This is a genomic window from Neorhizobium sp. USDA 3394, from assembly GCF_056280385.1.
The window spans coordinates 3,226,495-3,247,081 of the sequence record NZ_JBWCDU010000001.1 but is presented as its reverse complement, the minus strand read 5'-3'; the positions used below and the strand labels follow the sequence as shown (position 1 = coordinate 3,247,081).

General features: G+C 61.3%; 19 protein-coding genes, 1 tRNA gene, 1 pseudogene and 1 riboswitch. Of the genes and pseudogenes, 8 read left to right on the top strand and 13 right to left on the bottom strand.

Going from position 1 to position 20,587, the window contains the following annotated elements:
• The first annotated feature begins 120 nt into the window (after positions 1-120).
• The gene (locus ACZ9EJ_RS15980; RefSeq protein WP_046639819.1) at positions 121-1,362 is read left to right on the top strand and encodes a hypothetical protein; all 1,242 of its coding nucleotides are present in this window, start codon (positions 121-123) and stop codon (positions 1,360-1,362) included.
• A 3-nt stretch (positions 1,363-1,365) separates the two neighbouring features.
• Here ACZ9EJ_RS15980 and ppk2 read toward each other — a convergent pair whose 3' ends face one another.
• Positions 1,366-2,244 (bottom strand): polyphosphate kinase 2, encoded by an 879-nt coding sequence (ppk2, locus tag ACZ9EJ_RS15975; RefSeq protein WP_046628093.1) that lies wholly within the window; start codon positions 2,242-2,244, stop codon positions 1,366-1,368.
• 213 nt (positions 2,245-2,457) lie between these two features.
• Here ppk2 and phoR point away from each other — a divergent pair, with 213 nt between their 5' ends.
• Both phoR and ACZ9EJ_RS15965 read left to right on the top strand, forming a co-directional pair.
• Entirely contained in the window at positions 2,458-3,705 is a 1,248-nt protein-coding gene (gene phoR, locus ACZ9EJ_RS15970) for a phosphate regulon sensor histidine kinase PhoR (protein WP_046639820.1), read from the top strand.
• Positions 3,706-3,729: 24 nt separating this feature from the next.
• Positions 3,730-3,826, top strand: a pseudogene (locus ACZ9EJ_RS15965) (DNA-binding response regulator); the annotation flags it as partial.
• Between the two features lie 10 nt (positions 3,827-3,836).
• On the opposite strand, the gene ACZ9EJ_RS15960 reads toward ACZ9EJ_RS15965, so the two are convergent.
• The gene (locus tag ACZ9EJ_RS15960; RefSeq protein WP_046639821.1) at positions 3,837-4,274 is read right to left on the bottom strand and encodes a PACE efflux transporter; all 438 of its coding nucleotides are present in this window, start codon (positions 4,272-4,274) and stop codon (positions 3,837-3,839) included.
• A 185-nt stretch (positions 4,275-4,459) separates the two neighbouring features.
• Entirely contained in the window at positions 4,460-4,996 is a 537-nt protein-coding gene (locus tag ACZ9EJ_RS15955) for a GcrA family cell cycle regulator (protein ID WP_046639822.1), read from the bottom strand.
• A 409-nt stretch (positions 4,997-5,405) separates the two neighbouring features.
• Between ACZ9EJ_RS15955 and ACZ9EJ_RS15950 the strand changes: the two genes are divergently transcribed.
• From ACZ9EJ_RS15950 to ACZ9EJ_RS15940, 3 genes are all read left to right on the top strand, one after another.
• The gene (locus ACZ9EJ_RS15950) at positions 5,406-6,602 is read left to right on the top strand and encodes an aspartate aminotransferase family protein (protein WP_046639823.1); all 1,197 of its coding nucleotides are present in this window, start codon (positions 5,406-5,408) and stop codon (positions 6,600-6,602) included.
• 52 nt (positions 6,603-6,654) lie between these two features.
• The gene (argF, locus tag ACZ9EJ_RS15945) at positions 6,655-7,572 is read left to right on the top strand and encodes an ornithine carbamoyltransferase (RefSeq protein ID WP_046628103.1); all 918 of its coding nucleotides are present in this window, start codon (positions 6,655-6,657) and stop codon (positions 7,570-7,572) included.
• Positions 7,573-7,784: 212 nt separating this feature from the next.
• A complete protein-coding gene (locus tag ACZ9EJ_RS15940; RefSeq protein ID WP_046628105.1) occupies positions 7,785-8,774 on the top strand; it encodes an Hsp33 family molecular chaperone in 990 nt (329 codons plus the stop codon).
• 38 nt (positions 8,775-8,812) lie between these two features.
• Here the strand turns inward: ACZ9EJ_RS15940 and ACZ9EJ_RS15935 are convergent, their stop codons facing one another.
• The 3 genes from ACZ9EJ_RS15935 to ACZ9EJ_RS15925 form a co-directional block, all read right to left on the bottom strand.
• Positions 8,813-10,399, bottom strand: a complete 1,587-nt coding sequence (locus tag ACZ9EJ_RS15935) for a tannase/feruloyl esterase family alpha/beta hydrolase (protein ID WP_052764559.1) — start codon at positions 10,397-10,399, stop codon at positions 8,813-8,815.
• A gap of 115 nt (positions 10,400-10,514) precedes the next feature.
• Complete coding sequence (gene apaG, locus ACZ9EJ_RS15930; RefSeq protein ID WP_046628107.1) at positions 10,515-10,907, bottom strand: Co2+/Mg2+ efflux protein ApaG; 393 nt, start codon at positions 10,905-10,907, stop codon at positions 10,515-10,517.
• 160 nt (positions 10,908-11,067) lie between these two features.
• Complete coding sequence (locus tag ACZ9EJ_RS15925) at positions 11,068-12,252, bottom strand: O-succinylhomoserine sulfhydrylase (RefSeq protein WP_046639824.1); 1,185 nt, start codon at positions 12,250-12,252, stop codon at positions 11,068-11,070.
• 44 nt (positions 12,253-12,296) lie between these two features.
• Positions 12,297-12,375, bottom strand: a riboswitch (SAM riboswitch).
• 73 nt (positions 12,376-12,448) lie between these two features.
• On the opposite strand from ACZ9EJ_RS15925, the gene ACZ9EJ_RS15920 reads away from it, so the two are divergent.
• Positions 12,449-13,543: a 2'-deoxycytidine 5'-triphosphate deaminase gene (locus ACZ9EJ_RS15920; protein WP_046639825.1), complete on the top strand. Its 1,095-nt coding sequence runs from the start codon at positions 12,449-12,451 to the stop codon at positions 13,541-13,543.
• A 53-nt stretch (positions 13,544-13,596) separates the two neighbouring features.
• Positions 13,597-13,670, top strand: a tRNA-Gly gene (locus ACZ9EJ_RS15915).
• A 106-nt stretch (positions 13,671-13,776) separates the two neighbouring features.
• On the opposite strand, the gene ACZ9EJ_RS15910 is transcribed toward ACZ9EJ_RS15915, so the two are convergent.
• The 7 genes from ACZ9EJ_RS15910 to ACZ9EJ_RS15880 all read right to left on the bottom strand — a co-directional run bounded on the left by ACZ9EJ_RS15910 (position 13,777) and on the right by ACZ9EJ_RS15880 (position 20,585).
• A complete protein-coding gene (locus ACZ9EJ_RS15910) occupies positions 13,777-14,217 on the bottom strand; it encodes a hypothetical protein (protein WP_046628113.1) in 441 nt (146 codons plus the stop codon).
• Between the two features lie 397 nt (positions 14,218-14,614).
• The gene (locus ACZ9EJ_RS15905) at positions 14,615-16,345 is read right to left on the bottom strand and encodes an ABC transporter substrate-binding protein (protein WP_046628115.1); all 1,731 of its coding nucleotides are present in this window, start codon (positions 16,343-16,345) and stop codon (positions 14,615-14,617) included.
• Positions 16,346-16,420: 75 nt separating this feature from the next.
• Positions 16,421-16,702 (bottom strand): DUF2160 domain-containing protein, encoded by a 282-nt coding sequence (locus ACZ9EJ_RS15900; protein WP_046603202.1) that lies wholly within the window; start codon positions 16,700-16,702, stop codon positions 16,421-16,423.
• Positions 16,703-16,718: 16 nt separating this feature from the next.
• Positions 16,719-17,546: a carbohydrate ABC transporter permease gene (locus tag ACZ9EJ_RS15895; protein WP_046628117.1), complete on the bottom strand. Its 828-nt coding sequence runs from the start codon at positions 17,544-17,546 to the stop codon at positions 16,719-16,721.
• Between the two features lie 16 nt (positions 17,547-17,562).
• Positions 17,563-18,429 (bottom strand): carbohydrate ABC transporter permease, encoded by an 867-nt coding sequence (locus ACZ9EJ_RS15890; RefSeq protein WP_046628119.1) that lies wholly within the window; start codon positions 18,427-18,429, stop codon positions 17,563-17,565.
• A gap of 3 nt (positions 18,430-18,432) precedes the next feature.
• Positions 18,433-19,503, bottom strand: coding sequence for an ABC transporter ATP-binding protein (locus ACZ9EJ_RS15885; protein WP_046628121.1), 1,071 nt, complete (start codon positions 19,501-19,503; stop codon positions 18,433-18,435).
• Between the two features lie 11 nt (positions 19,504-19,514).
• Positions 19,515-20,585, bottom strand: coding sequence for an ABC transporter ATP-binding protein (locus ACZ9EJ_RS15880; RefSeq protein WP_046628123.1), 1,071 nt, complete (start codon positions 20,583-20,585; stop codon positions 19,515-19,517).
• Between the last annotated feature and the right edge of the window lie 2 nt (positions 20,586-20,587).

The following is a 20,587-nucleotide window of genomic DNA, read 5'->3' as shown; positions in this document are numbered from 1 at the left end:
TATCCTGTCCTTATTTTTCGCCATGGTGCAATCGAAGGCGGTGCTTGCAGTTCCGCGGCGGAGAGGTTACCGAAACGTAAACTCCCGCGCAGTGGGAATGAGAATGAAGAAGGACCGGCAGTGAGCGGTTTGGAAACGGCCATCAGGAACGCACTGGATCGCTCGAACCGGGCGGACCGGGAGATCAGGGCGCGTATTTATCAATCGGCGCGTCAGGCGCTGGACGCCGGCCTTCGCAAGCAGGGCGTTACCGACCGGTTGATCATCATGCAGCAGCATGAACTCCTGGAGCGCAAGATCCACGAGATCGAAATGGCGGAAGTCGAGCGCCTGGCCGAACCGGCGCCGGAACCCACCGTCGAACTCGATCCGGAACTGCCATATGCGGCAGAATCCATGGCCGTTGAGTCTCCGGTCATGGAGGCTCGCCCTCGGCCGGAAACGCCGCAACGGTCGGCTTCTCCGCCGCCTGTAGCGCCGCCCATCGATACCGTTTCCGGCGAGACGCGCTCTCCCGCTCCAACTGCCGCTGCTGCTGCGATGTCCTCCGGAGATCTCGGCGGCGTGAGCCCCGCGCGCGGCGCGCGGATCGAAACCCAGCAATTCGAACCGGCGCCCCAGGCGAAAGCGGCAAAGCCGGGCAAGACGAACAAGAGCGCCCGGCCGTCATCCGATAGCGGGCTCGACGTTCCCCCGGAACGCGCGGCCAAACCGCGGAAGCGTCGGAGTTTCCTGTCGCATCTCCTGACCTGGTTCATCACACTTGGCGTGGTTGGCGGCGCCTGCTGGTGGTTCTATCAATCCGGTCTGGTGCAGTCGATCGTCGAGGAAGCGATGAAGTCGGCCGACCGCTCGGTCGCCGGTCAGGGATCGGCCCAGGGGCCGACAGCCTTCGATCCGCGCAGCGGTTTTTCCGACGATTGGGTGGAGATCTTCGTGCCCGCCAAGGTGGCGGAGCTGAAAGCCGGCGGCCAGGCGAAAATCGAGGCAATCGCTGCCTCGGAAGGTCAGGCTGTGCGCATCGCATCGGCAACGTCAGGCGACGAGGGCGATGTCTCGGTGGACGTGCCGCCGGAAGTGCTTCGCGAAATGGCCGGCAAGAGCTCGACGGTGGCCCTGACCCTGCAGTCGGGACAGGACAGTTCCGTACAGCTGTCGGTCCGCTGCGATTTCGGAAGCCTCGGCAGCTGCAGCCGCCATCGCTTTACGGCAACACAGGAGAAGCTGGAGGCGCTCTTCCGGGTGACCTTCGAGCGGTCGCTTGCCCCCAACCGGCCCGGCCGCTTGATCTTCAACAGCGGTATCGACGGCGCAGGCCGGGCTGTGCTGCTCTATTCGGTGCGTATCCTGCCGGGGCAATGATCTCTATTTCAGGAATTTCGGGCCGAAACCGAAGATCTTGTCGTCAATCTCGCCGATAGCCTCCTTGTCCTTACCCTCATAGTCGAGCGACAGGATGTGGCGAATGACGTTCAGGCGGGCGCGGCGCTTGTCGTTGGCGCGTACGACCGCCCATGGCGTCTCCTTGTTGTGGGTCCTTTCGAGCATCGCGTCGCGCTTCTCGGTGTAGTCGTCCCACTTGTGGAGAGCGGCGATGTCCATCGGCGACAGTTTCCAGATCTTGAGCGGATCGTGCCGCCGGTCATGGAAGCGCTTGAGCTGCATCTCGCGGCCGATATCCAGCCAGAACTTGAAGAAGATGATACCTTCGTCGGAAATCGTGTCCTCGAAGCGCGGAACCGCCTTCATGAAATCCTTGTACTGGTCCGGCGTGCAGAAGCCCATCACCGGCTCGACCCCGGCCCGGTTGTACCAGGAGCGGTCGAACAGCACGATCTCCCCCGATGTCGGGAAATGCGAGATATAGCGCTGGAAATACCATTGGCCGGCCTCGGTCTCCGTCGGTTTGTTGAGCGCCACCACGCGGGCCGAGCGCGGATTGAGGTAGGCATTGATCGAAAAGATCGTGCCGCCCTTGCCGGCCGCATCGCGCCCCTCGAACAGCGCCATCATCCGCTTGCCGGTCGCCTTCAACCAGAACTGGACCTTGACGAGCTCGACCTGCAGTTTTTCGAGCTGCTTTGCGTATTTGTCCTTGTCCAGCTTGTCGTCATGGGGATATCCGCCGGAGGCGAGGGCATGTTCTTCGATCCAGGCCGGCAGTACCGGGTCGTCGATATCGAACCGCTTGAGCTTGCCGTTGATGTCGATGTTGACTGCCCGGCTTTCGATTTCATCCGCCATGATAATGCTTCCTCCGATCGATCCCCGTATGGGGCGGTAGCCGAAATGTAACGCAAGTTCGAAATTCTGCTACCGTCCGGAGAACGCCATTTTTCCGATATCCCACGGGAAGCGATGTATATCTGTCATGCAAGGGATATATGAGCGCGTGTTCAACCTGTGAAAGCTGCGAGTCTGTCTGTGGAGTCGGTACTGGAGAAATGGCGTCGGGGTATGGGCACGCTCGTTGCGAGGGCCCGCCAGGAACGAGCTCTGTTGCTGCTTCTGACCCTGCTGGCGATGATCGCCTTTCTGATCGGCATGGATTGGGTGGGCGTCCTGGTGGGCTGGCTGCTCCTGGTGCTGGTCGCCGTCGGCCGCAGGCCTGTCGTTCTTCCGCCGCCAGCCCCGCAGATCATCGAGGAGGAGCGGCCGGGCTTCCAGCCGCTGCCTCAGGTGGCGGCAACTCTTAGTGCCTTGGATACGCCGGCTTTCGTGCTCGGCGAGGACGTCACCGTCCTCTATCAGAACAAGGCCGCCGAAAGAGCCTTCGGAATTCTTTCTCCCGGTTCGCATCTCTCGGCACGGCTGCGGTCCCCCGGCATTCTCGACATGGTGCGGGAAACCATTGCCACCGACGAGCCCAACCAGATCGAGCATTCCGAGCGGCTGCCCTCCGAGCGCGTCTATACCCTGCGCATCGCGCCCATCGATTTCGGCAAGTCCATGCAGCAGGGCGCCGGAGGAGTACCGCAGAAGCTCTATCTGCTCTCCTTCAGGGATATCTCGGAACTGCGCCGCATCGATCGGATGCGGTCGGATTTCGTCGCCAATGCCAGCCACGAGCTGCGCACCCCGCTTGCCTCCCTGCGAGGCTTCATCGAGACCCTGCAGGGGCCGGCACGCTCCGATCCCGCCGCGCACGAGCGGTTCCTCGCCATCATGTTCGACCAGGCGACGCGCATGAGCCGTCTCGTCGACGATCTCATGTCGCTGTCGCGGCTGGAGCTCAAATCCCATATCGCCCCGGACCAGACGATCGACCTGAAGCCGCTGATCAGTCATGTGCGGGATGCGCTGGTGCCTCTTGCCGACGATCTCGGGGTGGAAATCCGCACGCACCTGCCGGAAGGCAAGGTGGAGGTTCTGGGCGATCGCGACGAGCTCGTCCAGGTTTTCGAAAACCTGATCGAGAACGCCTGCAAATACGGCCAGGAAGGCAAGTTCGTGGACGTTTACCTCAGGAACGGTGCTTCCGATCCGGTGGAAGTGACGGTTGTCGACCAGGGCCCCGGCATTCCGGCCGAGCACGTTCCGCGGCTGACCGAGCGCTTCTACCGGGTCAGCGTGGCGGACAGCCGTTCCAAGAAAGGCACGGGCCTCGGCCTTGCAATCGTCAAGCACATCCTGACCCGCCACAGAGCCCGTCTGATCGTGAAGTCGGAAGTCGGCAAGGGAAGCGAGTTCACCGTCAGGTTCTGACGTGACATAAAAAGCGCCGCTATCGACATACATGTCGAGCGCCTCGGGAAGGCGCTCAACTTCTCCAGCAGGCAGGATGTGATCCGCCGTTCGCGGCGCGGATTATTCGATGGAATCTTGAGGAGGCGGCGTCACGCCGCCTCGGTCTGCCGCTGCCATTCGGGCAGCGGAAAGATGCGGTCATAGACCCAGTTGAACACGAAGGCATAGATCACGTAGAAGACCGCGAACGAGACGTCCATGGTCAGCGCATGGACGAGGCTGATGTCGAGATACCAGGCGATCAGCGGCAGAAGCGCGATCAGCAGACCAAGTTCGAACAGCACCGCATGCGCCACGCGTATTGCGGTATTTTTCTGCGTGCCGCCCCTAAAGCGCTGCATCAGGTGATCGAAGCCGAGATTGTAGAGATAGTTCCAGCCGGTGGCGATGGTCGCACTGCCGATGCCGACCACGCCGATATCGGCGGCCGGCATGCCGAAGGCGAAGGAGCCGAGCGGTGTGATGAGAGCAAGCCCGATCAGTTCGAAGCTGATGGCATGGCGGATACGGTCGCGTGTCGAGCGCATGATGACCTCCTGGGTACTTCCCGGGTCGTCCCGGAGTGTCTGCCCGAATGGGGGAGGTCGTCCTCACCGACTTTCAGATAGGCGCAATGCCGATCCGGAGCAAGGCTTGGCCGGCATATCTGCCATGCGCAACAAAAAAGCGGGCCTGGGCCCGCTTTCGATCTTGCCTCGTGTCGCGCCGCCGCTCAGACCCGAGCAGCAACCTTGCGGCGCTCGTTGACCGGCTGGTAGGCGAGCTTTGCATGATAGCTGCAATAGGGCGAAGCATCCGGAGATTCGCAGCCGCAGAAGTGGAAATCTTCCTTGAGCGGATCGCCGACCGGCCATTTGCAGGTGCGCTCGGTGAGTTCGGTCAATGCAAGGCGACGGGAGATCGGCACCACCACGTTGGAGGCGGGACGATATTCCATCTCCTGGTAAGGTTCGATTTCGATCTCTTCCTTGACCATCGTCGCGCCGACGGCGCGGGTAACGGTCCGGGTCGTGACGCGCGATGCATAATTCGGAGCCCGCGGCGCCGATGTCGTGCGCTTGGCCGCAGATGAACGGCTGGTCGCTACCGTGCCGCCGGCTTTCGCCCGGCCCGGCAGGCTGAGACGGTGCACCTTGCCGATCACGGCATTTCGGCTTACGCCTCCAAGTTGCGCTGCGATCTGGCTGGCGCTGAGGCCCTCCGACCATAATCTTTTGAGCTTCTCGACACGCTCGTCTGTCCAGTTCATGCCCGTTCTCCGCCTTTGAACGTTGCTGGCATGCAGAATCCTTCCACCTTTGCTGCGAAATTCATTTCGCAGCACCCACTATATCTATGCTTGAGGTGACTAGTTCCGCCGCATGCAGTCTAGTAATTGATCTTTAACCTAGTGTGAGGCTGACTCCGTGGCAAGAGTCGGGAGAATCTGCGGGAATCGATTTCGTGGTTTTCCCCAACTTGCTGTCCGGGAGAGTCATTTTTGTCACATTGGCCGGTGCCTGTCGGTTTCAGGCCCGGGCCCGCCCAAAACGCCGGGCTTTGTTGACATTGACGGCCTAAACCACGATAGTGCCCCCGCCGCCCAGTGGGCGGCATTTTTAATTCTTTCGGCCCCTTTCCCAGGGCCTTTCTGGACCGCCTAGAGGAGTGATGTCGCCATGGCTGAAGCCGCGCTTTTCGACACGTTTGCCCGGGCTCCGCTGCGTTTCGAGCGCGGCGAGGGCGTATGGCTTGTGACGGAAAGTGGGGAGCGATATCTCGATTTCGGTTCCGGCGTCGCCGTCAATTCGCTTGGCCACGGCCACCCGCACCTTGTCGGCGCGCTGAAGGCGCAGGCCGACAAGGTCTGGCACACGTCCAACCTCTTCGAACAGCCGGGCCAGGAGACGCTGGCGCGTCGCCTCGCCGACAATTCTTTCGCGGATAAGGTGTTCTTCACCAATTCCGGCGCCGAGGCGCTGGAATGTGCGATCAAGACCGCGCGCCGCTACCAGTTCGTGAAGGGTCATCCGGAGCGCTTCCATATCATTACCTTCGAAGGCGCCTTCCACGGCCGTACGCTGGCGACTATCGCTGCCGGCGGCCAGGCAAAATATCTCGAAGGCTTCGGCCCGAAGGTCGAAGGCTTCGATCAGGTGCCGTTCGGCGATATCGACGCCCTGAAGGCCGCGATCACCGATGCAACCGCGGCTATTCTGATCGAGCCGATCCAGGGAGAGGGAGGCGTCCGACCGGTTCCGAAGGAATTCCTCCAGGCGTTGCGCCAGATCTGCGACGACAACGGTCTGCTGCTGATCTTCGACGAAGTGCAGACTGGCGTCGGCCGTTCCGGCAGGCTGTTCGCCTATGAATGGGCGGGCGTGACGCCCGATATCATGGCGCTTGCCAAGGGCATCGGCGGCGGTTTCCCGCTCGGCGCGTGCCTTGCCACGGCGGACGCCGCGTCCGGCATGACCGCTGGCACCCATGGCACGACCTATGGCGGCAATCCGCTCGCCACGGCGGTCGGCAATGCGGTGCTCGACGTGATCCTGGGCGATGGCTTCCTGGAAAACGTCCGCGATGTCGCCCTGGTCTTGCGGCAGGGGCTTGCGAGCCTCAAGGACCGCTTCCCCAACGTCATCGAGGACATTCGTGGTGAAGGCCTGCTGCTCGGCGTGAAGGCGAAGGTGCCCGCGGGTGATCTGGTTGCCGCCATACGCGGCGAACACATGCTGGCCATTCCGGCCGGCGACAATGTGGTGCGTCTCCTGCCACCGCTCACAGTCACAGCGGAGGAAGCCCGAGAGGGACTTGCCCGCATCGAGAGGGCGGCGGAAAAGCTTTCCGCCTCTCAGATGAAAAAATCGGCCTGAGCGGGCAAAGGGGGACGCCGTCGCAGGTTTCCCGCTTCACAGGAAACATCACATGGCATCTCCAAAACATTTCCTCGATCTTTCCGCCGTTTCCCCGGCTGATCTCAGGGCTATCCTCGACGACGCGAAGATCCGCAAGCAGGCCACCAAGGCCGGCACCGCGGAAAAGCCGCTCGCCGGCAAGATGCTGGCGATGATCTTCGAAAAGCCCTCCACTCGCACCCGCGTCTCCTTCGATGTCGGCATGCGCCAGCTCGGCGGCGAAACGCTGTTTCTGTCGGGTACCGAAATGCAGCTCGGTCGCGCCGAGACCATCGGCGATACGGCCAAGGTCCTGTCGCGTTACGTCGATGCGATCATGATCCGTACCACGGATCACGCCCGCATGCTGGAGCTCGCCGAACACGCGACCGTTCCGGTCATCAACGCCCTGACCGATGACACGCATCCCTGCCAGATCATGGCCGATATCATGACCTTCGAGGAACATCGCGGGCCGGTCGCCGGCAAGACGATCGCCTGGACCGGCGACGGCAACAACGTGCTGCATTCCTTCGTCGAAGGTGCCGCCCGTTTCGGCTATCGCATGAACATGGCGGTGCCGATGGGCTCGGAACCCGCTGACAAGTTCCTGAACTGGGCGCGCAACAACGGCGGCAACATCATGCTTTGCCATGATGCCGAAAAGGCGGTTGCCGGCGCCGATTGCATCGTCACCGACACCTGGGTGTCGATGAACCAGGAGCACAAGGCGCGCGGCCACAACGTCTTCCAGCCGTTCCAGGTCAATGCCGACCTGATGAAGCGTGCCGACAAGGATGCATTGTTCATGCACTGCCTGCCGGCCCATCGCGGCGAGGAAGTCACCGACGAGGTGATCGACGGTCCGCAGTCGGTGGTCTTCGACGAGGCTGAAAACCGCCTGCACGCGCAGAAGTCCATTCTCGCCTGGTGCTTCGGCGCCGTCTGAGTTCAGCGTCCCGGACGTGGCGGAAGCGGAGGGCGGCGGCGATGGAACCTTGATTTCCGCCCCGCAATCCCCCATCTGTCGGCTTTCAACAATACGCCGTCTTCTGGACTGGCGTTTCAACACACATCGTCGACGTCTTTTCCTCCGGCCAGCGGTTCCGCTCGGGCTGGCGCTTGTGTAAAGGTTTTTGGGTCGGCGGAAGGAGCGAAGTCATGGCGGAAGCGACTGTGGAACTCAACGAACTCGACTTTGCCGGCGACGACCGGGTCGTTCCCTTCCAGGTGGAGGGTCTCGACGTGCGCGGCCGGGCGGTCCAGCTCGGGCCGCTGCTCAACTCCATCCTCAGCCGTCACGAATATCCAGGCCCGGTCGCGCGGCTGCTTGCCGAGGCGATCGTGCTGACGGCCCTGCTCGGCACCTCGCTGAAATTCGATGGCAAGTTTACGGTGCAGACCAAGGGCGACGGCCCGGTCGATCTGCTCGTCGCGGATTTCTCGACGCCCGACAGTCTTCGTGCCTATGCCCGCTATGATGAGGAAGCGCTGGCCGCTGCCGTCAAGGAAGGCAGAACCTCGCCGCCTGATCTCCTCGGGCACGGGGTGCTTGCCTTCACCATCGACCAGGGTCGCGGCATGCAGCCGTATCAAGGCATCGTGCCGATGGACGGCTCATCACTCGAAGAGATCGCCGGCGTCTATTTCCGTCAGTCGGAGCAGATCCCGACCAAGGTCCGCCTGGGCGTTGCCGAACTGTTCGACCGCGATGCCGATGGCAAGCCGCGTCACAATTGGCGGGCAGGCGGGCTTGTCGCGCAGTTCCTGCCGCAGGCGCCCGAGCGCATGCGGCAGCCGGATCTGCATGGCGGTGACGGTGATGAGCGCGATTTCGAATTTGCCCATGACGATTCCTGGGCCGAAGCCCGCACGCTGGTGGAAACCATCGATACCGATGAGCTGACAGACCCGCGGGTCGCAATCGAACGGCTGCTGTTTCGTCTGTTCCATGAGCGCGGCGTGCGGGTCTATGCGCCGCACCCGGTGTTCGACCGCTGCAGCTGCTCGCGCGACAAGATCAAGGGCGTTCTCTCAGGGTTCTCCGCCGAGGAGATCGAGGCGAGCGAGGAAGACGGCGAGATCGCCGTCACCTGCGAGTTCTGCTCGACCACCTATCGCTACACTGCCGACGAATTCGCCGCAGCCTGATTGTCGAACGGCGGGAGTTCCCTCCCGCCGTTTTCACTTCAAGGCATCTTGCATTCAAAGTTCGCGCCATCCTTGAGATCGCCGCTGCCGGAATATTTCGCCGATTGCGGATAGGGGCAGAGCGGCCGCGTCATCACCGGCTTGCCTTCCCTGATCTGCCTCGCCTGGATCACCGTCGGCGCCTTGCCGTTCTCCACCCAGTCCATCAGCGGCGTGAAGGCGTCGAAGACATCCGTGCCGTAACCCGCGGTGCAATGGAACATGCCGGGCACCATGAACAGGCGGTAGAACTCCGCCGTCCGCTCGGCGCCCATCTGTTTGCGGACGGCTTCATAATAGTTGACGCCCATCATCGGGTTGAGCGCCGGGTCGGACCAGCCGAAATAGGTGATCATCCGCCCGCCGCGTTTCTGGAATTCGCTGAGATCCGGATTGGTGGCGTCGACGATCTCGCGGATCGCACCGATCTTCGGATATTCGCTATCGAAGTCGAATGTCTTCCAGTCGATCGCCTTTCCCGAGGCAGGCAGCATCGCCATGTTCTTGACGAAGGTCTCGCCATAGGCCAGCTGCCGGCTCGGTCCCTGGTCGGATACCATCCACATGTCCCAGCCGCTCACTCCGGTCGGATCGACACCCTCCGTGCCGAACTGTACCCCGGGGAAAATCGCTTCCCCCTTGATCTTCACCCCGCCGGCGAGTGTTTTCAGCGTCTCCACTTGCGCCGGCGTAAAGCAGTCGGAACCTCCCGCCTCGCAGGTCTTCAGATCCTTGGCCGGATCGAAATTGCATTGGCGAGGATCGGCGATCAGCCCGTCCTTGGCACCGTCGGTCGCATCGCACTTGTCCATCACCGCCTTGGCGAGCACCGGAAGCTGAGCCCGGCTGATCGGCGCCTTCAGCAGAGCCCGCGCATTCCAGACGCCCCAGATCTGCGTATTGGTGAGATCGAGAACCGGAGCTCCGGCGAGGATGCCGTCGAAATCGCCCGGATAGCGCTGCGCTGCCATCAGGCCTTGGCGTCCGCCGGTCGAGCAGCCGTCCCAATAGGAGAAGGAGGGATGCCGGTCGTAATAACGCGCTGCAATCGCCTTGGCGGTGTCGACCGTCACATGCACCGCGCGTGAGCCGTAGTCGATCAACAGACCGAGATCCTCGGCGAAATCTCCGAGCTTGTAGGTGGCAGCATCATGGCCGGTATTCTGCTGGACGGTCAGGAAGCCTTTCGAAAGCGCGGCATTGCGGGTCGCGATCCGCGACGCCGCGGCAAGATCCTCCCCGGCAAAACCGCCATTGCCGAACATGTAAAGCCGCCGGTTCCAGCTGTCTGGCAGGGTGATCTCGAAGCGAATCTGCGGCCGGATATAGCCCGTTACCTGGCAATGGCCGGGGACCGTTCCCACGCCGGCCACGTGCCTGGCCTTCAGCGCCGTGACCTCGCCAAACGATTGGCTGTTCAGCATGCCGCAGGCGATCTGCGGCGACACGGTGGCGGACGCGAAATCCGGCCTGTCCTTCTGATCGGTGAAACTGCTCTTGTTTTGGGCGAGTGCCGGGGTGAAGGCCGCAAGCGCCAGAAATGCGCAGGGCGCCAGCAGAATGGTCTGCTGAATCGATCGTGTCATCAAGTTCTCCTCCCAAAGACCGGTTGACCACGTCAAGATGCCGCAGGAGGGAAGGGGTAACAAATAGAAAAATCGACGCCACCCATAACCTCTAGGTTGTCGTCGGTGGCGCGGTCTAGTTGAGGACGCGCATCAGGCCCGGTGAATCCAGCGAGAAGGCCGGGATCGTCACCTCGAAGGTTTCGCCGTCATCGGTCTGCATGTCGTAATGGCCGAACATCAGGCCGGATGGCGTGTCCAGCGGACAGCCCGAGGAATATTCGTAACTGTCGCCGGGCTTCAGCCGCGGCTGCTCGCCGACGACCCCCGGCCCGTCCACTTCATCGACGATGCCGTTCTGGTCGGTAATGTGCCAGTAGCGATGCACGAGCTGTACGGTAAGCGTCGAATGGTTCTCGATGACGATGCGATATCCCCACACATAGCGGCTCTCTTCCGGGTTGGATTGCTCCTCCAGATAGTAGGGCTCGACGGCGACATCTATATCTCTTGTCCGGGCGCGATACATGCGACACCTCAACAACGCTCACTGCTTCGATATTGTACAGGGGGGCCGCAACGTCAAGAAATCTCGCGGTTTGAACAACCGAGTGTGAGCATTTGTTGAAGTTAAGGATAATCGGGATGGTGAATCTCCTGGTCGATCCACCATCCCGGAAAGCGAACGCTTACATGCCCGCCTGGGAAAGCGCCCGGGCGAAATCCTCGATCAGGTCATCGGTATCCTCGATACCGGCAGACAGGCGCACGGTGCCGGGCGAGATGCCGAGTTCGGCGCGGGCCTCATCCGTGAGGTTCTTGTGCGTCGTCGTTGCCGGATGGGTGATCAGGCTCTTGGCGTCGCCGAGATTGTTGGAAATCTGCACGATCTCCAGCGCGTTCTGCAGCTTGAAGGCCGCTTCCTTGCCTCCCTTCAGCTCGAAGCACACCAGCGTCGAGCCTCCCGTCATCTGCCTGGCGATGATATCGGCCTGCGGATGGTCCTTGCGGCCCGGATAGATCACTTTTGCGACCTGGTTCTGGTCGGCGAGGAAGTCGGCGATCTTCGAGGCGCTCTCCGTCTGCTGCTTGACGCGCAGCGGCAGGGTCTCGATGCCCTTCAGCAGCGTCCAGGCATTGAACGGCGACATGGCCGGGCCGGTATGGCGGAAATAGTCGTGCAGGTTCTCGTCGATCCAGGCCTTGTCGGACAGCACGACGCCGCCGAGGCAGCGGCCCTGGCCGTCGATATGCTTGGTCGCCGAATAGACGACGATATGCGCGCCGAGCTCCAGCGGCTTCTGGAAAAGCGGGGTCGCAAACACGTTGTCGACCACGACCTTGGCGCCGATCTGGTTGGCGAGCCTGGCGACGCCGGCAATGTCGACCACTTCGAGCGTCGGGTTGGTCGGGCTTTCCAGGAAGAAGACCTTGGTCTTCGGCGTGATCGCCTTTTCCCAGTTTTCCAGGAAGCGTCCGTCGACCAGCGTGCATTCGATGCCGTATTTCGGGGCGAGCGTCTCGACCACCCAGCGGCAGGAGCCGAAGAGGGCGCGGGCAGCGACGATATGGTCGCCGGCCTTCAGCTGGCAGAGGATCGCGGCGGTGACGGCAGCCATGCCAGAGGCGGTGGCGCGGGCGTCTTCGGCGCCTTCCAGCATGCACATGCGCTTTTCGAACATGTCGTTGGTCGGGCTGCCGTAACGGGCGTAGATGAAGCCGTCGGTCTCGCCCTTGAAGCGGGCTTCGGCCGCTTCCGACGTGTCATAGACGAAACCCTGCGTCAGGAAGATCGCTTCCGAGGTTTCGCCATATTGCGAGCGCAACGTGCCGCCGTGTACGAGCTGGGTTGCCGGGCGCCATTTGTTAGTCATGCGTGTTCCCCATTCAGAACAAAAAAACCGGTCGCATAAGCAGACCGGTTTCGCACCCGGTCTTTTTAGCCACTTATTTAACGTGGCTGCAAGCCGACCGGCCAAATCACCACGGGATAAAAGTGGCATAGCGCCACGCCCCGCTTGCGTCAATGGCTCGCATTTGGTTTTGTCGCCTCGAAAACTTGAGAGAGACATGATGGCTCGCGAAACAGGAATTTTGGCGGACCGCGCGATCGCGGCGCTTTTCGACAGTGGACGGCTGATCTCCGAGCGCGAGCTCGACCTCGACCAGATCCAGCCGGCAAGCCTCGACCTGCGCCTGGGCGCCAAGGCGTTTCGCGTCCGCGCGAGCTTCATGCCGGGGCCGACGAGCCTGGTTTCCGACAAGCTCGATCGCCTCAAGCTGCACGTCATCGATCTCTCCGAAGCCGCGGTGCTGGAAACCGGCTGCGTCTATATCGTGCCGCTGATGGAACGGCTCGACCTGCCGGCAAACATGTCGGCCTCGGCCAACCCGAAAAGCTCCACCGGCCGGCTCGATATCTTTACCCGCGTCATCACCGACTACGCCCAGGAATTCGACAAGATCCCCGCCGGTTATTCCGGCCCGCTCTATCTCGAAATCTCGCCCCGTACTTTCCCCATCGTCGTGCGCCGCGGTTCGCGCCTGTCGCAGATCCGGTTCCGGGTCGGCAATGCGCTGCTTGGCGAGCCGGACCTTCTGCAACTCCATAACACCGAAACCCTGGTCGCGTCCGCCAAGCCGAATGTATCGGGTGGCGGCATCGCCCTTTCGATCGATCTTTCCGGCGACAGCGTCGGCCTGATCGGCTATCGCGGCAAACACCACACGGCCGTCGTCGATGTCGACAAGAAGGCGCAGCATGACATCTTCGATTTCTGGGAGCCGCTTTACAGTCGCGGCCGCAGCGAACTGATCCTCGATCCGGACGAATTCTATATCCTGGTCTCGCGCGAGGCGGTGCATGTGCCGCCGCTTTATGCGGCCGAGATGACGCCCTTCGATCCGCTGGTCGGCGAATTCCGCGTCCACTATGCCGGTTTCTTCGATCCGGGCTTCGGCCACGAGGCGGCGGGCGGGCGTGGCAGTCGTGCCGTGCTCGAAGTGCGCAGCCACGAAGTGCCGTTCATCCTCGAAGACGGCCAGATCGTCGGCCGTCTGGTCTACGAGCACATGCTGGAAAAACCCGAGGGCATGTACGGCGCCGGCCTCGGCTCCAACTATCAGGCGCAGGGACTGAAACTGTCCAAGCATTTTCGCGCCTGACGCCACCTCCGGCTTGACAGGCGATGCCGTCTGTTGGAAGTCTGCAGACCGACGCGGGTGTAGCTCAATGGTAGAGCAGCAGCTTCCCAAGCTGAATACGAGGGTTCGATTCCCTTCACCCGCTCCAGCTTTTCATCACATGCTGCAGCTACCCTTCAGCCTGAAGGAGGGTAACTATCGTGAGAGCCGCAGGTAGGTTCGGCGCGATCAAGAATGGGCGAGTTGGGGGCATCTCACCGGTTCGCGATCAGCCAATCCCAACTGAACTTCTCGAGTGTCTTCTCGCTGAACATTGGAAATCTGCTCTGCAACAATTGGACAACCATCGACGCTCTCGTAGGAATGGGAACTTGTGTACCTACTTGATGGGTAATCACTTCTGTACAGTCACCATAGGCCCTCTGTAAACGGTCTATGAGTTCGTACCCGTCTATGATTTCACCATCTGTAGCTTCCGGATTTGCGATTTTGATCCAGCAGAATAGCGAACTCTCACGGAAGACGTATGGTTGAGGGTTCGAGATACCCGCCTTCCGCTCGTGATGAGCCAAGGTGTACCTTGACCGGAAAATTTCGTAGACCGAATCACAAAGCGAAAGAGCTGAAGCGCGCCGTAGAATCGCATCTATTTCTGGAATGTCCTGCAATGCGACTAATTCGTCAATTGTAGTCATTACTGATATCCAGATTCCGAGTTCCACCAACGATGGAACGTGAAGGTGGCGGGTTACCCTGCTCGGTTGCAGAGTTATGGACGTTCAGGTCCACGGAGGCAATTGCTCCGCCCCACGGATCCGCGTTTCTGCGGGCGCGAGGATGTCGGCCCACAGCTATGGATCAATGTCGGTGAGCTTGGCAATCATGAGGTAGCGTCGCATGCGGGTTTCCGTAAGCAACTACCGGACTGACGCCAATACGGCGATGCTGTCCGCGGATACGGTGTGGGCTGCGTTCAGGAAGAAACGGCAACTGTGAACTGCGGCAGGCAGTCTATCCAAGCTGAGGCGGCGCCGGCGACAGAGACCTGGCAGTCGGTGGCCGCCGGGCGCGTTGAGCGCCCGGCGAACCGGCTTACTTCTTGGCGTCAGCCCAGCTCTTTACGAGCTCGTCGTAGTTGACGGTGACGGGCTTTTCCTTCTCGTTGGCGACCTTGAGCTGCGGAGCGAGGTTGCCCTTGGCGACCGCGTCCTTGTTCCAGTATGCAAGATCGCGTTCCTCGGCGAGGGCCGGTCCCATGTCGCCCTGGACCTTGGCACGTTCCAGGCGCTGGAGGACCTTTTCCTGCTCTGAGCAAAGCGAGTCCATCGCCGCCTGGGCGGTCTTGGCGCCCGAGGACGCATCGCCGATCGCCTGCCACCAGAGCTGCGCGAGCTTCGGATAGTCAGGAACGTTCGTGCCGGTCGGCGACCACTGGACGCGGGCCGGGGAACGATAGAACTCGATCAGGCCGCCGAGCTTCGGGGCGCGGTCCGTGAAGCTCTTGTGCCGGATGGTGCTCTCGCGGATCAAGGTGAGGCCGACATGGCTCTTCTTCACGTCCACCGTCTTCGAGGTGACGAACTGGGCATAGAGCCAGGCCGCCTTGGCGCGGTTGGTGGGCGTGGACTTCATCAGCGTCCAGGAGCCGACGTCCTGATAGCCGAGCTTCATGCCGTCCTTCCAGTAGACGCCATGCGGAGATGGCGCGAAACGCCATTTGGGCGTACCGTCCTGGTTCATGACGGGCAGGCCGGGCTTTACCATGTCGGCGGTGAAGGCCGTGTACATGAACATCTGCTGGGCGATCTCGCCCTGAGCCGGCACCGGTCCGGACTCCGAGAAGGTCATGCCCTGTGCGGCGGCCGGCGCATAGGCCTTCATCCAGTCGAGATACTTCTGGATCGAATAGACGGCGGCGGGGCCGTTGGTATCGCCGCCGCGTGCGACGCAGGAGCCGACCGGCTGCGACTTTTCGTTGACCTTGATGCCCCATTCGTCGACCGGCAGGCCGTTCGGAAGGCCCTTGTCGCCGTTGCCTGCCATGGAGAGCCAGGCATCGGTGAAGCGCCAGCCGAGCGAAGGATCCTTCTTGCCGTAGTCCATGTGACCATAGACCTTCTTGCCGCCCACGTCGCGACCGGTGAAGAACTCGGCAATATCCTCATAGGCCGACCAGTTGACCGGCACGCCGAGCTCGTAGCCATACTTGGCCTTGAAGTCGGCCTTGTTCTTGGCGTCGTTGAACCAGTCGTAGCGGAACCAGTAGAGGTTGGCGAACTGCTGGTCCGGCAGCTGGTAGAGCTTCTTGTCCGGTGCGGTCGTGAACTTCAGGCCGATGAAGTCCTGGAGGTCGAGGCCGGGGTTGGTCACGTCCTTGCCTTCGCCCGCCATCCAGTCGGTGAGCGAGCGGGCCTGCTGGTAACGCCAATGCGTGCCGATCAGGTCGGAATCGTTGACGTAAGCGTCATAGATGTTCTCGCCCGATTGCATCTGGGTCTGCAGCTTTTCAACCACGTCGCCTTCGCCGATCAGGTCATGGCTGACCTTGATGCCGGTGATAGCGGTGAAGGCCGGAGCCAGCACCTTCGATTCGTATTCATGCGTGGTGATCGTTTCGGAGACGACCTTGATATCCAGGCCGGCAAGCGGTTTTGCCGCATCGATGAACCATTGCATCTCCTTTTCCTGCTCGGCGCGGGCAAGGGTCGAGAGTTCGCCGACTTCCTTGTCGAGGAATTGCTTTGCCTCATCCATACCGGCATAGGCGGAGCCGGTCAGAGCCAGCAGCACCGCTGCCGTCGTTGTCATAAGATGCCGTCGCATTTTATCCTCCCAGAGTGTTGCGATTGCCATTTCGTACCGAGTGGCGGTTCTCCCGCCACCTTTTCAGCTTGCCTTTCAGACGAAGCGGAAGACGCCGATTGCGTAGACCACTGCCAGGGCAAGAGCCCACCACAGGTTGGGGCCGATAAGCCCCAGCCATGCGAGATGAATGAATGCCGCGCCGAGCAGCGAGATGAAGAGCCGATCTCCCCGCGTCGTCTCGAAACGCAGGATGCCGACCCTGGGCGAACCGCCCGGCGCGAAATATTCCCAGATGCTCATGCCGATGAGCAGAGCGAGGATCGTCAGAAAGAACAGGGCCGTCGGCAGTGTCCAGGCCATCCATGAAAAGCTCATGCGTGGTTCCTCCTTGTCAGACCCGGCCGAGGGCAAAGCCCTTGGCGATGTAGTTTCGAACGAAATAGATGACGAGTGCGCCGGGAACGATGGTCAGCACGCCGGCGGCTGCCAGCACACCCCAGTCCATGCCGGACGCCGAGACGGTGCGCGTCATGATGGCTGAAATAGGCTTGGCGGCCGTGGTCGTCAGCGTCCGGGCAAGCAGCAGTTCCACCCAGGAAAACATGAAGCAGAAGAAGGCCGCGACGCCGATGCCCGATGCGATCAGCGGCATGAAGATCTTCACGAAGAACCGCGGGAACGAATAGCCGTCGATATAGGCGGTCTCGTCGATTTCCTTCGGTACGCCCGACATGAAGCCTTCCAGGATCCAGACGGCAAGCGGCACGTTGAACAGGCAGTGGGCAAGGGCGACCGCGATATGCGTGTCGATGAGACCGAAGGCGGAATAGAGTTGGAAGAAGGGCAGGGCGAAGACGGCGGGCGGCGCCATGCGGTTGGTGAGCAGCCAGAAGAACAGATGTTTGTCGCCGAGGAACCGATAGCGCGAAAAGGCATAGGCAGCCGGCAATGCCGCCAGAACCGAGATCGTGGTGTTCAGGGCCACATAGATGATTGAATTGATATAGCCGTTGTACCAGGAAGGGTCCGTGAAGATCACCATGTAGTTCCTGATCGTCGGGTTCTGCGGCCAGAGCGAGAAGGCTCCGGTGATCTCGGAATTCTCCTTGAAGCTCATGTTGACGAGCCAGTAGATCGGCAGCAGCAGGAAGATGATGTAGATCGTCGAAACCAGCCAGGAGAGGTTGCCCGCAGGCTTGTATTTGATTGTTTTTGCCATGGTTCTTCTCCCTCCTTCAATTGTCTGCATCGCTGCTGGTCATCACGGTGTAGAAGATCCATGACAGCAGCAGGATGATCAGGAAGTAGACGATCGACATGGCGGCGGCCGGACCGAGATCGAACTGGCCGACCGCCGTCTTGACGAGATCGATCGACAGGAAGGTCGTGGAATTGCCCGGGCCCCCGCCCGTGACCACGAAAGGCTCCGTGTAGATCATGAAACTATCCATGAAGCGCAGCAGGACGGCGATCAGCAGCACCCGCTTCATCTTCGGCAGCTGGATGTAGCGGAAGACAGACCACCGCGAGGCGCCATCGATCTTGGCGGCCTGATAATAGGCGTCCGGAATGGAGACGAGACCGGCGTAGCACAGCAGCACGACGAGGCTCGTCCAGTGCCACACATCCATGACGACGACGGTGATCCAGGCGTCCAGGGGATCGCGGACGTAGTTGTAATCGATGCCGAGTGCCGCCAGCGTGTGGCCGAGGAGGCCGATGTCGACGCGCCCGAAGACCTGCCAGATCGTGCCGACGACGTTCCACGGGATAAGAAGCGGAAGGGCCATCAGCACCAGGCAGACCGGCACGCCGAGACCCTTCTTCGGCATGTTCAGTGCGATGAAGATGCCGAGCGGGATTTCAAGCGCAAGAATGATGAAGGAGAAAAGCAGATTGCGCTGCAGGGCTTCCCAGAAGCGGGCCGAATGCAGGATATCGTCGAACCAGTCGGTGCCGGCCCAGAAGAAGGCGTTGTTGCCGAACGTATCCTGGACCGAATAGTTCACCACGGTCATCAGCGGAATGGCCGCCGAGAAGGCGACCAGCAGCAGCACGGGAAGCACCAGAAACCAGGCTTTGTTGTTCCACGTCTTTTCCATGGTTCAGGCCTCCCTGCCAACGCGCCATGAATTGGCATAGATGTTCAGCGCAACGGGGTCGAAGGTGACGCGAGGCTCTGCCGGAACCTCCGCATCCTCGGAAACGACGATCGCGATCGGCTGCCCCCCAAGGCTTGCGCGAACGATCCTGCGCCGTCCGATGTCTTCGATGCGCGTCACCGTGACAGGAATGCCCTCCCGGCCGATGCGGATGAATTCCGGCCGGATGCCCAGTTCGATCCTGCCACCTGCAGCAAGCTTCGGCGCATAATCCAGGGCGATCGTCCCGGCTTCGAGCTTGATCGTACTTCCATGGATCTCGGCGGGTATCACGTTCATGCCCGGCGAGCCGATGAAATAACCGACGAATGTATGGCTGGGCCTCTCGAAGAGTTCGGCGGGCGTGCCGATCTGGACGATCTCGCCATCGTACATGACGACCACCTTGTCGGCGAAGGTAAGCGCCTCCGTCTGGTCGTGGGTGACATACACCATGGTGAAGCCGAATTGCTTGTGGAAGCGCTTCAGCTGGGAGCGGAGCACCCATTTCATATGCGGATCTATGACGGTCAGCGGTTCATCGAAGAGGATCGCGTTGACGTCGTTGCGGACGAGACCCCGCCCGAGCGAGATCTTCTGCTTCTGATCGGCCGTGAGCCGCTGGGCCTTGCGGTTCGACCAGTCGGAGAGATCGATGATCTCCAGCATCTCGCGGACGCGGCGATCCACATCCGGTTCCGCGATACCTCTGTTGCGCAAGGGAAATGCCAGATTGTCGTAGACCGTCATCGTGTCGTAGATGACCGGAAACTGGAAAACCTGGGCAATGTTGCGTTCCTGCGTGGAAAGATGGGTGACGTCTTTTCCATCGAAGAGGATACGCCCGTGGGACGGCTGCAGCAGGCCGGAAATGATGTTCAGCAAGGTGGTCTTGCCGCAGCCGGAGGGACCGAGCAGGGCATAGGCGCCGCCATCGGCCCATTCATGGTCCACCTCACGCAGCGCATAGGCAGCGTCGGATTTCGGGTTGGGACCGTAGGCGTGGCGGATGTGATCGAGCGTGATGCGTGCCATGTCCGCCTCCTTCAAGCCGCCGCCGCGATGGCGCGGCCGTCTGTTCCGAAAGCCATCAGATGGCGGGTATCAAGGTAGAGCTCGATTTCCGTATCCGGATCGATGTCGTGGATGCCGGGTGCCAGCATGACCCAGCGCACACCGTTGTAATGCATATGCACGAAGCTTTCGGAGCCCGTGATTTCCGAAATCTGTGTCTGGGCCTTCACCCTCGCTGCATTGCCGGTCTGTGCCGTGAGTCCCAGGTGATGGGGGTGAAAGGCGATGGTCACCGGACCATCCGGCACGCCGGAAAGATGCGGCGGCACCGCGAGACTGTCTGCTTCCTGGTATCGGAATGAACCGCCGGACTTGACCACATCGATGAAGTTGAGTGGGGGATCTGCAAATGTCTTGGCTGTCACCAGGTCAGCCGGGCGACGGTAGACCTCGATCGTCGGCCCGAACTGCGTGATCCGTCCTTCCGAGAGCGTTGCGGTATTGCCGCCGAGCAACAAGGCTTCGGACGGTTCGGTCGTCGCATAAACGAAGATGGCGCCGGATTGCGCGAAGATCTTCGGCAATTCCTCACGCAGTTCCTCGCGAAGCTTGTAGTCGAGATTGGCAAGCGGCTCGTCCATCAGCACCAGGCTCGCATTCTTGACGAGTGCGCGGGCGAGCGCCGTACGCTGCTGCTGCCCGCCGGAAAGGTTGAGCGGCGTCCGATCGAGATAGGGCGTCAACCGGAGCAATTCCGCAGCCTTGCGGACTTCCCGGTCGATGGTGGGGGCGTCCTTGCCGGCGATCCGCATCGGCGAGGCGATGTTTTCGTAGACGGTCAAAGCCGGATAGTTGATGAACTGCTGGTAGACCATTGCGACGTTGCGTTTTTGCACCGCAACGCCGGTGACGTCGGCACCGTCGAAGTATACCGAGCCGCTGGTGGGACGGTCGAGCCCGGCCATCAATCGCATGAGCGAAGTCTTGCCCGAGAGCGTCGGGCCGAGCAACACGTTCAGCGAGCCGCGATCGAAAGCAAGATTGGTCGGATGAATATGGTATTCACCCCCCACCATCTTGGCGACGTTGCGCATTTCCAGCATTC